A 12852-nucleotide genomic window follows, 5' to 3' on the forward strand; every position below is an offset into this window, starting at 1 on the left:
TTTTCAGGCCACCAGACCCTTGGTCAGCTCCAGCGCCTGCCGTTCGAACAGCCGGCGGTAGATGCCGTCATTGAGGCGGATCAGCGCCTGATGGTCACCCTCTTCGACAATCCTGCCCCTGTCGAAGACCAGCAGCCGGTCCAGCGCCCTGACGGTGGAAAGCCGATGGGCGATGACGAGCGTGGTGCGGCCGACCATCAGCCGCTCCATCGCCTGCTGGATTTGCACTTCGCTTTCGCTGTCGAGGCTGGAAGTGGCCTCGTCCAGTATCAGCACCGGCGCATCCGCAAGGAATGCACGGGCGATGGCGACACGCTGACGCTCACCGCCGGACAGCTTGACACCGCGTTCACCCACCATCGTCTCATAACCCTTGGGAAGGGACATGATGAAATCATGGGCGCTGGCCTGTTTCGCCGCCTGCTCGATCTGACGCCGCGTGGCGTCCGGCCGGCCATAGGCGATGTTTTCCGCCAGCGTGCGGTGGAACAGGATGGGCTCCTGCTGCACGATGGCGATCTGGCCGCGCAGGCTCGATTGCGTGACACCTGCGATATTTTGGCCGTCGATGCGGATCGCGCCCGACCTGATGTCGTAAAGCCGCTGGATGAGCTTGACGAAGGTTGTCTTGCCCGAACCGGAATGGCCGACCAGACCCACCCGTTCACCCGCCTTGATGGTGACCGAAAAGTCATCGTAAAGCGGCGTGGGATGCGCGCCATACTGGAACGTGACGTGATCGAAGACGATCTCGCCCTTTCCAATTTTGATAGGCCCCGCATCCGGCCTGTCCTCGATGCCGAGCGGCATCTTGTCCAGCAGCACCAGCTCTTCCATGTCGTTGACGGCGCGTTGCAGGTTGCGGATATCCTGCCCCACATCGCGCAGATAACCCTGCAGCACAAAGAACATCGCAAGCACGAAGGTAATGTCGCCCGGCGTCGCCAGCCCCTTTTGCCACATGATGAGGCCCGTACCCAGAATGCCGGCCTGCATGGAGACCATCATGAAGCTTTGGATCGTGCCGTTCAGCGTGCCACGCTTCCATGTCCTGCGCGTGCGGTTGTCCCACTTCACCAGCACATGGCCCAGCCGCGTTTCTTCGCGGGTCTCGGCACCGAAGGCCTTGACCACCGAATTGCAGCTGATGGCATCCGCCAGCGCGCCGCCAAGTCTGGTATCCCAGGCATTGGCAAGCCTTGCCGCCGGCGACACATATCCCATGGAAAGGCCGACCGTAACGCCGATATAGATCAGCGATCCGAGACCGACGATCAGGCCCATGACCGGCCAGTAGCTGCCGAGCACGATGGTGGCGCCCACCAGCATGACGATGGATGGCAAAAGCGCGACGAGCAGCAGGTCGTTGAGCGAATCCAGCGCCCACATGCCGCGCGTGATCTTGCGGACCGTGGAGCCGGCGAAGCTGTTCGCATGCCAGTCGGTGGAGAAGCGCTGCACCTTGTGGAAGCCGTTATTGGCGACATCCGCCATGATTTTCAACGTCAACCGGATGATGCCGTTGAATATGAACCAGCGCAGCACAACGCTCACCAGCCCCAGCGCCACCACAATGACGAAGGCGCGCAGCGCCTTGTCTGCCCCGTTGCCACCGGCAATGGCATCGACGATCTGGCCGGAAAAGACCGGCACCATCACTTCGGCCAGCGTGCTGGCAATCACCAGAACGATGATGAAACCCACCAGCGCCGGCCGATGACGCCAATGGTTGAAAACAAAGCCGAGCACATGTCGATAGGCATCGGCGCGGAAATCGAGCTTCTTGCGAGTCATTTTTACCAGCCCAGCGCCATGTAATCGGCGACCGGTCCTCAAAACGGAAGTTGGATGGCACAGCCCGGGCGGGAGACGAAGTGATCCCGTCAGATCAATCGGGCTATGGGGGAAGTAAAACCGCATGTCGGGCGCGCGATGGCGGGCCGCGAATGGATATGACCTAGTGTCGGGTCATTCCCTGCGGGAGGGTTTCGAAGAATGCTGGTGTCATGCAACGCCTCCCTTTGTTCGATCTGACGCGGTAGTGAGATTTGTAACTCAGCCGTTGGAGCTTGCCAAGCGGGTTTTTGCAACCGGCTGGTGAGTGATGCGGAATGGCCACACCGGTTGGGTGCGTCACTATGAATCGCGGCCGATGCGACAACGGCATCGGCCACGATTTCGTCAGGTCGTTATTTCCGTCCGCAACCGGCAGGATGTGTGGCGGAAAATGAGGATGGTATCTGCCGTTACCGGTCAGTCCATCTGCACATTCGCGTCCTTGACCACCGGTCCCCACTTGGCGATTTCCGCCGCGACGTGGGTTTTCAGCTCATCCGGCGAAGAGGCGACGATCTTGGCGCTGAATTCCGCCATGCGTGCGGCAACTCCCGGATCGGCAAGCGCCTTTTTGGCCGCGGCATTCAGCTTTTCGACCACCTCGGCCGGCGTGCCGGCAGGCGCAAAGAGCGCATTCCAGGTGTAGGTCTCATAACCCGGCACCGTCTCGGCGATTGTCGGCAGATCCGGGAAGGACGAGGCGCGCTCCTTGGTCGTGACGCCGAGCGCCCGCAACGTGCCGGATTTGATATGTCCGGACGACGACGGCAGATTGTCGAACATGATGGAAATCTGGTTGCCGAGCAGATCGTTGAGCGCCGGGCCTGCGCCCTTGTAGGGAACATGCTGCATGCTGACGCCGGCCATGCTCTTGAACAGTTCGCCGGAAAGATGCAGCGGGGTGCCATTGCCGGAAGAGGCGTAGGCATGTTTGTCCGGCTCGGCCTTCAAGAGGGCAATCAGTTCCGCCACGCTGTTGACGTTGAGCTTCGGATTGACGACCAGCACATTCGGCACCACCACGAGCAGCGAAACCGGCGTGAAATCCTTTTCCGGATCGTAAGGCTTGGTCTTGAGAATGAGCGGGTTGAGGGCGTGGGTGGCAACCGTTCCCATCAGGATCGTATAGCCGTCAGGATCGGCGCGGGCCACGCGGTCGGCACCGAGATTGCCGCCGGCGCCGGCGACATTTTCAACGACGATCTGCTGGCCGAGCTCATCACCCATCTTCTGTGCGATAACACGCGCGACCACATCGGTGGAGCCGCCCGCCGCGAAAGGAACGACCAGAGTAATCGTTCGATCGGGGAAGCCCTGCGCGAGCGCAGCCGTTCCCAGCATACCGAAAGAAACCGCCGCAGCGGCAAGTTTCAGCACCATGCGCCGTTTTGAAGACCGGTAAATCATGAACCCTCCTGTAACATGGCCTCCTCGCCATGGGCGCATAGTAGCTAAAATGCACCTCAGGGCAACCCGCAGGCGGCCGGCCGCTGCCGGCAGGTTTCAGGAGAAAGAGGATCCTTATGATTTCAGGCGTTCTTCGACGACACGCCAGTTAACCAGCTTGTCGAGCACGGCGCGAATATGCTCGGCCTTGCGATTTTCATAATCGACGTAATAGGCATGCTCCCATATGTCGATGCCGAGATAGGCCGGGCGACCGACAGCGACGGGATTTTTGCCGTCCTCATATCCGATCAGCGCGAGCCGGTCGTCGTCGCCGCGCGTGAGCCACACCCAGCCGGTGCCGAAGACCGTGTCGGAGACATCGACCGCACGTTTGATGAAACCATCATAGCCACCGAAGGTCTCGTCTACCGAAGCGGCGAGATCGCCCGTCGGCCGGTTCGGCCCGCCCGGTACGAACTGATCCCAATAGGCGACATGGTTCCACGCCTGTGCGGCATTGTTGAAGATCTTGACGTCCGCCGCCTCTTTCGACTTGGCGGATGTCGTCACGATATCCGCCAGCTCCATGTCGGCATAGGGCGTGCCGGCGGCAAGCGCATTCAGCTTGTCGTAATAGGCCTTGTGGTGTTTTCCATAATGAAGACCCACCGTTTTCGCCGAAATCACTGGCGCGAGATCGGCCTCGGCGAAAGGAAGTTTGGGCTGCATCAAGGGCAGTGCGGCACGCGCGACGTGCGGGCGGGGAAAGATTGCAGCGGCGGCGGTTGCTGCACCGGCGGTGAGAATCGTGCGTCTGGTGATGTCCATCGTATCCTCCTTATGAACGGTAATACGGGACTAACCCCGAACTGCCGTCCGGGTTTCCTCACATTGAAGGCAATTCTGTCTAAGCCCTTGCTGATTTACAGCAGGGACGCTGTATTCACACCCTCCCCGAGAGCGGATGGACCTCACCGGGCCATATGAGAAAGGCCCTCCCGACGTAGAGAGGGCCTTGCCCGATCAGTATCGATAATAATCGCGACGATCGCGGTAGTCGCGATAATCTCTGCGGTCGCGCCACTCACGCCATTCCCGTCTGGCCTGACGCTCGCGCCATTCACGGCGAGCTTCCCAGCGGTCGCGCCGGTCCCAGCCGCGCTCATAACGCGGTCCGTTCGGACGGCAATAGCCGCGCGGAGTCAAATGGAAGCCGCGTCCGCAGGCATAATCCACCTTTTGAATGTGGGATGCCGAAGGTGCAGACGGTTGACCGACAGGCATGGCGTTGGCGCCGGTGCCGAACAGGGCGCCGAGAATTAATCCGGCGGTTAGAATCATCTTGCGCATCTTATCTCCCTCCTTGTGGGATGAGGGGATTTAGCGCCCCGCCGGGTGAACTGCGGCTGAATGAATCGTGATCTTTTCGTGGCAGCAGGCCACAGTTTCGCCGAACATTTCGGCCGCTCGGCGGAACCCTGCGGAGGTTCGGACATTTACCAGTGCAAGCCAAAAAAGGGAGAGCACCAATGGATTGGAACCGCGTTGAAGGTAACTGGAAGCAGATGAAGGGCAAGGTCAAGGAGCAGTGGGGTAAACTCACCGACGACGACCTCGACGTCATCAACGGCAAGCGCGAACAGCTCGAAGGCAAGATTCAGGAGCGCTACGGTTACGAAAAGGACCGGGCCAAGAAAGACATCGACGACTGGTATGGACGTCAGCCCTGGTAAGACAAGACCCCGCTTCGGCGGGGTTTTTCTTTGCGGCAGATTCTCCGGTCAGCTGGCCGCGGCCAGAACGGCAGCAATAACGATCAGCAGAGGTCCCATCCATCTGAAGTGACGAACAACCGGCGGCTGACTGACCGTGTTTTTTGACAGCGGCAGATAACCGAAGCCGACACATGTCATCCACAGGCCGGCACAAAACATGATAAATTCGTCGATATAGGCTGCAATCATCGCTCCCCTCCCTCCAATCCAATCGCGATCACTCTACCTGTCCGGCGACGCCTTGAGTAGGGCCTGCTTTCGAACGGCGACCCGAACAGTGTGCGCCGGCGATGCTGTCGGCAGCAACCGTCACGAAAGCGTTATGGAAAGACATTAGAACCGCCGCCGGCCCGTTCAAAAAATGCACGGCTGTGCAACGACCGGCCAGAGCCTTCCCCATCTTCCCCGGGGTCAGCGCTCAGCAGTTCCACTCGCGCCGAAAACATCGGAGACATAGATGAAACGCCGCACCTTTATGATGTCCGCCGCAGGCGCCGCCGCCGGTCTCGCCCTTGCACCGCGCATGAGCTTCGCCGCTCCGGGCACGATCGACTGGTACACCAGTTCGGATACGAATATCCTCGATTTCTGGTCCAATACGATCAAGCCCGCCTTTGAAGCCGCCAATCCCGGCCTGAAGCTCAACCTCGTCGATGCCGGCGACAGCGCGGGCATCACGGCCATCGGCGAGCGCGCCATCGCCGCAAAGCAGACGGGCACCGATCCGCAGGCCGATTATTTCGAAACGGCCGATCCGCTGCTGCCCACCGGCGGCATCGATGCCGGCATCTATGTGAACATGGCGAAAGCCGGCCTCTCCAACTATTCGCGCGTCAATCCGCTTGCCATCCGCAGCGAATATAGCCTGCCCTATCGCGGCAGCCAGGTTCTGCTCGCCTATGACACCAGCAAGCTCAAGCCGGCGGATGCACCGAAGACCTGGGATGAGCTCGTCAAGTGGATCAAGGCCAATCCCGGCCAGTTCGTCTATAACCGTCCCGACAAGGGCGGCTCCGGCGGTAACTTCGTCCGCCGCGCCATCCATCAGGCCAACGGCCTCGACCCCAAGGCCTTCACGGTCGATAATTACACGCAGGAAGCCGGTGACAAGGCTCTCGGCAAGGCATGGGCGCTGCTGAACGATATCGCCCCGTCGCTCTATGACAAGGGCGCATATTCCTCCGGCAACACACAGTCGCTGCAGCTGCTTTCGCAGGGCGTCGTCACCATGACCCCTGTCTGGTCCGATCAGGTGCTGAAGGCCATCGATCAGGGCGTTCTGCCGCAAGAAACCGGCCTCGTCCAGCTTCAGGATCTGGCGCTTTGCGGTGATTTCTCGCGCGCCGTGGTGCTTGCCAACGGCGCCAATCGCGATGCTGCCCTGAAGCTCGCCAATTTCGTGCTGTCGGAAGAAATCCAGGGCGCGATCCTCACCGAACTCGGCGGTTTCCCCGGCGTTTCCTGGGACTATGTGCCGGCCGAACTGCGCAAGCGTTTCGCCGACATCATCCCGCAGACCATTCCGACCTTCCCGGCCGGCAAATGGGAAACCGCCATCAATGATGGCTGGTATCGCAACGTCGCTCCCAACGTCGACCGCAAGTCGTGACCGAGGTTGCGGAAGGAGCGGTTCGCCCGCTCATCGACAATACGGCAGGCAGGAGGCCAGTCGGCCTCCTGCTCGTCGCCATCCCCGTGTTCCTGATGATCTGGCTCGTCATCTGGCCCGCCATCAACGCCATCGGCCGCACCGTCTGGCGGACCGGAGCGAACGGTGGAACGGGTTTCGATCTTTCAAGCTACGGCTTCTTCTTCTCGGACCGCTACAGCCTCGACAATCTTGCCGTGACGTTGTGGACGACCATGGTCTGCGCGATCCTCCTGCTCGTAATCTGCCTGCCGATCGCGCTCTACCTGCGCTTTTCGCAAGGTCGCCTTTCGGCTTATGTGCAGGCGCTCGCCATCTTCCCGATGTTCGTGCCCTCGATCATCCTCGCCTTCGCCTTCATCCGCGTCCTCGGGCCCAACGGCATGGTGGATATATTGCTCAATGCGGTCGACCTGCCGAAAATCCGCACGCCCTATCTCACCCCGTGGGGACCGGTCATCGGTCTCGTCTGGGACAATATTCCGCTGACCGTTCTCATCCTGCTCGCGGGGCTTGGCAGCGTCGCCAACCAGTCGGTGGAGGCGGCGCGGGATGTGGGCGCAAATGCGCTTCAGGTCTTCTGGCATATCATCCTGCCGCGCATTTCCAATTCCATCCTCGTGGCGCTTTCCTTTTCGGTGCTCGGCATTTTCTCCTCCTTCACCCTGCCCTATCTTCTCGGACCGGCCTCTCCCGAAATGCTCGGCCCCTTCATGCAGCGCACGCTGCGCGAAGTGCAGGATCCCATCGGCGCCATGACCCAGGCCGTCATCGCTTTCGGTTTCTGCATCGCATTCGGCCTGTTCTACGTGCGTTCGGTCGCACGCAACCAGGGGAAATGACATGACGACCCTCACGCCGGCGCGAACGCGCATGGACTGGCCCGGCATATTTTTCGCCACCCTTCTCACCGTCGCCATCGTCGGGCCGCTGCTTGTGGTGGGCACCTGGGCATTCACCGAGGTCTGGCGTTTTCCCAACGTCATTCCCCAGCAGTTCGGTTTCCGATTCTGGGGCCAGACGCTCGGCCGCGCCGATGTGTGGAACGCGCTGATGCTGAGCCTGCGGCTGACAACGGTGGTAACGCTGCTTTCAGCGGTGATCTGCCTTCCCGCCGCCTATGCCTTTGCGCGCATGAGCTTTCCCGGCCGCAACCTGCTGTTCTTCTCCTTCCTTGCCGGCCACGCCTTCCCGAAATTCGGGCTTCTGGTGGCGATTGCCGCCATTTTTCTGCAGCTCAACCTCATCGGCACCTTCTGGGGCGTCGTTCTCATCCAGCTAGTCGGCACGCTGATGTTCATGATCTGGATTCCCGTGGCGGCATTTCAGGCTGTCGACCGGCGCATGGAAGAGGCCGCCCGCGATGTCGGCGCCAGTCCGCTCAGGGTCTTCTGGTCGATTACGCTGCCGCAGGCGGGACCGACCATCGCCGCCGCCGTGCTGCTGAGCTTCGTCGGCACTTTTTACGAGACGGAAGGCGCATGGCTGATCGGCGCGCCCGGCATCCGCACGATGCCGGTGCTGATGATCAGCTACATCAACAATCAGATGGTCATCCAGTATGGCGCGGTTCTGTCCGTCCTGCTCTGGGTGCCGTCCTTCATTGCCCTTATGTTCGCCCGCCGCGTCATCGGTGGCGGCGCATTCGCCCGCGGTTTCGGCGGTTAGGAAATCATCATGTCCGTACTTCACATCCGCCAGGTCACGAAAACCTATTCCGGCGGGACCAAGGCAGTCGACAGCTTCTCGCTAGATGTCGTCGATGGTGAACTCGTCTGCCTTCTCGGCCCCTCCGGTTCGGGCAAGTCGACGCTGCTGCGCATGGTCGGCGGCTTCGAGCAGCCGACGGGCGGGCAGATCACCATCGATGGCGAAGATGTCACCCACCTGCCGCCGGAGCGGCGGCCGACCGGCATGGTGTTTCAGAGCCACGCGCTCTGGAGCCACATGAACGTCTTCAAAAACCTCGCTTTCGGCCTCAAGCTGCGCCGCATGCCGGCTGCCGTCATCAGAGAGAAAGTGGAGGCGGTGCTCGAACTCGTCGGACTTTCCGGTTATGGCGAGCGCGCCACCGGCCAGCTTTCCGGCGGCCAGCAGCAGCGCGTAGCGCTCGCCCGCTCGCTGGTTCTCGAACCGAAAATACTCCTGCTCGACGAACCCTTCGCCAGCCTCGACCAGCATCTGCGCGAGCGGCTGCGGGAAGAGGTGCGCGATATTCAGCAGCGTCTCGGCATCACCACGCTGTTCGTCACCCACGGTCAGGATGAGGCCCTTTCCATGGCCGACCGCATCGTCGTGATGGCGAACGGCAAGACCGAACAGATCGACCGGCCGAATGTGATCTATCGCGAACCGCAGACCCCGTTCGTCGCCGGCTTCATCGGCACCATGAACCTGATAGAGGGCGCGGTTTCAGACGGAAACTTCATGCGCGCCGACTTCACCCTGCCGCTCCCCGTCTCCGACGGACCGGCCATTCTCGCCGTTCGCCCGGAAGCCATCGATCTGACGATTTCCGAAACGCCGCAAGCAAGTGTGCACCGGGTGACGGATTATGGCACCCACGGCCTTGTCGACCTTGATCTTGCCGATGGTACAAGGATCAAATCCATGGTCGCCCACCCGGATATGTTTCAGACGGGACAGGGCGTACAGATTTCGCCCCGTGCCGTCACGGCCTATCGCGACAACCGCCCAATCTACCGGAGCTGACATGAACCAGCCGATCCTTATCGACCGCGACGGCCACAGAACATGGCTCAAATGGCATCGCGCCCGCCGCCGCGCCGAAGATCCGGTCTTTACCGGCGAGCGTATCATCGAGGCGATGCGGCTCGGTGCAAGCATCGAGGTGGATCTCGTCATTCACGCCGATCACGGCTGCGCCGTTTTACATGACCGGACGCTGGAGCGGGAGACCACCGGCACCGGCCGGGTACGCGATACATCCGCCGCCGCCCTGCGCCAGCTTCACCTGCGCGACAATGACGGCCAGCCCATCGATGCGAAGGTAATGCTGCTCGAAGACCTTTGCGCCCTGCTTGCCGAGGGCGCCGTTCATCCCGACGCCCTGCTCCAGCTCGATTTCAAGGAAGACCGGCAGGCGCTTACACCTCAGGTAGTCGCCGGTTTCGGGGCGAGCGTTTCGCCAATAGCAAAGTCGGTGATCCTGTCGGGCGGCGATTTCGACGCCATCGCCACGCTTGCCGGCTCGGCCCCCGGTCTTCGTACCGGATATGATCCCTGCCATCGCGGCACACTAGCCGCACTGAAGGCAAGCGGAAACTATCTGGGCTTCATCGAAGACGCCCTTGCCACGGCACCCGATGCCGACATGATCTACCTCGCCTACGAGATCGTGCTTGCCGCCGAGGACGCGGGCGTCGATATCATCGCTCCCATCCATGCCGCCGGCCGCCGGATCGACGCCTGGACGATCAACAGCGTCACACCGCAATCCATAGAACAGGTGAAACGCCTCTTGCGGCTTAAGGTGGACCAGATCACCACCGACGATCCGGAAGGGCTCGCCGAGGTTTTCAGCCGATGACAGTCAATTACAGCACCATCCTCGACCATATGGTCGCCACCGCCCGCGAAGCCGGCGCATTGACGCTCGACCATTTCAGGCGCTTCCGTGAGATCGAGATCGGCGTCAAGGGACCGGGTGATTTCGTTTCCGATGCGGACAGGGATTCCGAGACGCTGATCCGCGAGCGCCTGCTAGGGCAATATCCCTGGGGGCTGACCGGCGAGGAATTCGCGCCCGTCGAAGGGGCGGATCGGGATCACCGCTGGCTGGTCGACCCCATCGACGGCACCACCAATTTCCTCTTCGGCCAGCACTATACCATCACCATCGCGCTTCGCCGTGGCAATGAAACGATCTGCGGGCTGGTCTACAATCCCGTTTCCGACGAGATGTTCACCGCGATCAAGGGGGACGGCGCCTATCTCAACGGCGAGCGCCTGCGGGTCAATGCCAGCACCGATGTTGCCCTGATGTGCGTCGGCACCGGCCTGCCCACGCCCAATCTCCAGCTTTATCCCGGCGCCTATCAGCGCCTCGACGCCATTCGTGCGCCCATCGGCGCGGTCCGCGTGGTCGGCAGCGCGGCCAATTCCTGCGCTTACGTCGCCTGCGGCCGGCTGACCGGCTATTACGAGGAAACGGGCTTCGTGGACACGGCAGCCGGCATTCTGCTGGTGCAGGAGGCCGGCGGCATCGTGACCGACTGGTGGGGCCGCGGACCGGAATTCTATGAAAAGACCGGTACGCTGATCGTCGCCAATGCCGCGACCCATGCCTATCTCATGGAGCACCTGCGCGACGTTCCGCCCAAGAACCCCTGACGAACGATTTCTTTTTCGAAGCGTTCAGCGCCTCTTCTCAGGCCACCTGCACCAGGTGGCCTGGCGACACCGTCCTGTAGTTTCGCACCGGCGTTTCATATCCCATGGCCCGTATCGGGCTTTTCAGCTCGTCATTGGATATGCCGCGCCTTATCCCGCGCCTTGCCGGGTCCGGCACCGGCACGGCGGCCATCAGCTTTTTCGTATAGGGATGTTGCGGATTGTCGAAAACCGCCGCACGCGGGCCGATCTCGACGATCTCGCCGAGATACATCACCGCCACACGATGGCTGACGCGTTCCACCACCGCCATATCGTGCGAGATGAACAGGAAGGCGAGGTTGAGGCTCTCTTGGAGGTCGAGCAGCAGGTTGCAGACCTGCGCCTTGATCGAAACATCGAGCGCCGAGACGCTCTCATCGGCAACGATAACCTTTGGATCGAGCGCCAGCGCACGGGCAATGGCGATGCGCTGGCGCTGGCCGCCGGAAAATTCATGGGGGTAGCGGCTGGCCATATCGGCGGACAGGCCCACCTTTTCGAGGAGATCGGCAGTCTTTTCCTTCGCCTGTCTGCTGCTGCCCAGTTTGTGCTTGATGAAGGGCTCGGAAATCGCCGTGCCCACCGTCATGCGCGGATTGAGGGAAGAGAACGGGTCCTGAAAGATCATCTGCACGGATTTGCGCATATTGCGCAGGCCGACCGTATCGAGCCGCATCACGTCGTAACCGTCGAGCGACACGTCGCCGGCCGTCGGCTCCACAAGCCGCATGATCGAGCGGCCGGTGGTGGATTTTCCGCAGCCGGATTCACCCACCAGCGACAGCGTTTCGCCCTGGAACAGATCGAAGGAGACATTTTCCACCGCATGGACTGCGCCCGTCTGGCGTGCCAGCAGGCCGGAGCGGATGGCAAAACGCGTCACAAGGTTTCGGACCGACAGAACCGGCGTCTGCCCGCTCGCAACTGTTCCGGCCACCTCCTGCGGCTCGCTCGAAAGGCCGGTTTTCATGTCGAGCACCGGAAACCGTGTCGGCCATTGCCGGTCGCGCATCGAGCCGAGCTTCGGCACCGCCGAAAGCAGCGCCCGCGTATAGGGGTGCTTGCCGCGCCGGAAGATGTCCTCGGTCGGTCCGGTCTCGACTTCATCGCCACGATACATCACGATCGTCCGGTCGGCGATTTCGGCCACGACGCCCATGTCATGGGTGATGAAGAGGACGGACATGCCCTCCTCTTCCTGCAACAGCTTGATAAGATCGAGTATCTGGCCCTGAATGGTGACGTCGAGCGCCGTCGTCGGCTCGTCGGCGATCAGCAGTTTCGGCCGTGAGGCGAGCGCCATGGCGATCATCACCCGCTGGCGCATACCGCCGGAAAACTGGTGCGGATATTCGTCGAAACGACCGGAGGCGTTGGGAATGCGAACCTTTTCCAAAAGCCGCACCGTCTCCGCCCGCGCCTCCTGCTTCGAAAGCCCCTTGTGCCGGATGAGAACTTCGGAAATCTGGCGGCCGATGGTGAAGATCGGATTGAGCGAGGTCATCGGCTCCTGAAAGATCATCGAGATATCGTTGCCGCGCACGCCGCGCATTTCTCTTTCGGAAAGCGCAAGAAGATCGCGCCCGTTGAGCAGCACTTCACCCTCGATCCGGCTGGAGGCCGGGGCAAGCAGGCGCATAAGAGACAGCGACGTTACCGATTTACCGGAGCCGGATTCGCCGACAATCGCGACGGTTTCGCCGGGCGCGACATCGAAGGACACATTGCGCACCACGCTCTTCCACGCGCCATCGACGAGGAAGGAGGTGGTGAGGTTACGGACGGAAAGGACGGGGTTTGTCTCCATGG

13 protein-coding genes are annotated in these 12852 nt (G+C 61.4%); 7 read left to right on the forward strand and 6 right to left on the reverse strand.

What is annotated here, in order from left to right; all coding sequences use genetic code 11:
• Positions 1 to 3 precede the first annotated feature (3 nt).
• The 4 genes from RAC79_RS13700 to RAC79_RS13715 all read right to left on the reverse strand — a co-directional run bounded on the left by RAC79_RS13700 (position 4) and on the right by RAC79_RS13715 (position 4575).
• Positions 4 to 1794, reverse strand: a complete 1791-nt coding sequence (locus RAC79_RS13700) for an ABC transporter ATP-binding protein (RefSeq protein ID WP_104680043.1) — start codon at positions 1792 to 1794, stop codon at positions 4 to 6.
• Positions 1795 to 2253: 459 nt separating this feature from the next.
• The gene (locus RAC79_RS13705) at positions 2254 to 3243 is read right to left on the reverse strand and encodes a tripartite tricarboxylate transporter substrate binding protein (RefSeq protein WP_142845750.1); all 990 of its coding nucleotides are present in this window, start codon (positions 3241 to 3243) and stop codon (positions 2254 to 2256) included.
• Positions 3244 to 3357: 114 nt separating this feature from the next.
• Positions 3358 to 4053, reverse strand: coding sequence for a superoxide dismutase (locus RAC79_RS13710; protein ID WP_065657721.1), 696 nt, complete (start codon positions 4051 to 4053; stop codon positions 3358 to 3360).
• Between the two features lie 195 nt (positions 4054 to 4248).
• Entirely contained in the window at positions 4249 to 4575 is a 327-nt protein-coding gene (locus RAC79_RS13715; protein WP_020810616.1) for a GCG_CRPN prefix-to-repeats domain-containing protein, read from the reverse strand.
• Positions 4576 to 4754: 179 nt separating this feature from the next.
• Between RAC79_RS13715 and RAC79_RS13720 the strand changes: the two genes are divergently transcribed.
• The gene (locus tag RAC79_RS13720; RefSeq protein WP_065657719.1) at positions 4755 to 4958 is read left to right on the forward strand and encodes a CsbD family protein; all 204 of its coding nucleotides are present in this window, start codon (positions 4755 to 4757) and stop codon (positions 4956 to 4958) included.
• A 48-nt stretch (positions 4959 to 5006) separates the two neighbouring features.
• On the opposite strand, the gene RAC79_RS13725 is transcribed toward RAC79_RS13720, so the two are convergent.
• Positions 5007 to 5189, reverse strand: a complete 183-nt coding sequence (locus RAC79_RS13725) for a hypothetical protein (protein WP_065657718.1) — start codon at positions 5187 to 5189, stop codon at positions 5007 to 5009.
• Positions 5190 to 5457: 268 nt separating this feature from the next.
• Between RAC79_RS13725 and RAC79_RS13730 the strand changes: the two genes are divergently transcribed.
• Genes RAC79_RS13730 through RAC79_RS13755 form a run of 6 tightly spaced genes read left to right on the forward strand, consistent with a single transcriptional unit; the run spans position 5458 to position 11001 of the window.
• A complete protein-coding gene (locus RAC79_RS13730; RefSeq protein WP_003521661.1) occupies positions 5458 to 6609 on the forward strand; it encodes an extracellular solute-binding protein in 1152 nt (383 codons plus the stop codon).
• The gene (locus RAC79_RS13735) at positions 6606 to 7490 is read left to right on the forward strand and encodes an ABC transporter permease (protein WP_078053878.1); all 885 of its coding nucleotides are present in this window, start codon (positions 6606 to 6608) and stop codon (positions 7488 to 7490) included. The genes RAC79_RS13730 and RAC79_RS13735 overlap by 4 nt, the downstream gene beginning before the upstream one ends.
• A 1-nt stretch (position 7491) precedes the next feature.
• Positions 7492 to 8316: an ABC transporter permease gene (locus tag RAC79_RS13740; RefSeq protein WP_003521664.1), complete on the forward strand. Its 825-nt coding sequence runs from the start codon at positions 7492 to 7494 to the stop codon at positions 8314 to 8316.
• 9 nt (positions 8317 to 8325) lie between these two features.
• Positions 8326 to 9360 (forward strand): ABC transporter ATP-binding protein, encoded by a 1035-nt coding sequence (locus tag RAC79_RS13745; protein ID WP_374997154.1) that lies wholly within the window; start codon positions 8326 to 8328, stop codon positions 9358 to 9360.
• Between the two features lies 1 nt (position 9361).
• Positions 9362 to 10198: a glycerophosphodiester phosphodiesterase gene (locus RAC79_RS13750; protein WP_374997155.1), complete on the forward strand. Its 837-nt coding sequence runs from the start codon at positions 9362 to 9364 to the stop codon at positions 10196 to 10198.
• On the forward strand, positions 10195 to 11001 hold the full coding sequence (locus tag RAC79_RS13755; RefSeq protein ID WP_104680037.1) for an inositol monophosphatase: 807 nt from the start codon (positions 10195 to 10197) through the stop codon (positions 10999 to 11001). Before RAC79_RS13750 ends, RAC79_RS13755 begins: the two co-directional genes overlap by 4 nt.
• A 37-nt stretch (positions 11002 to 11038) precedes the next feature.
• On the opposite strand, the gene RAC79_RS13760 is transcribed toward RAC79_RS13755, so the two are convergent.
• Positions 11039 to 12850 (reverse strand): ABC transporter ATP-binding protein, encoded by a 1812-nt coding sequence (locus RAC79_RS13760; RefSeq protein ID WP_104680036.1) that lies wholly within the window; start codon positions 12848 to 12850, stop codon positions 11039 to 11041.
• Positions 12851 to 12852: the final 2 nt, after the last annotated feature.

Origin of the sequence: Agrobacterium sp. LR_9 (genome assembly GCF_041954855.1) — a bacterium.
In the GTDB taxonomy this organism is placed as follows: domain Bacteria; phylum Pseudomonadota; class Alphaproteobacteria; order Rhizobiales; family Rhizobiaceae; genus Agrobacterium; species Agrobacterium leguminum.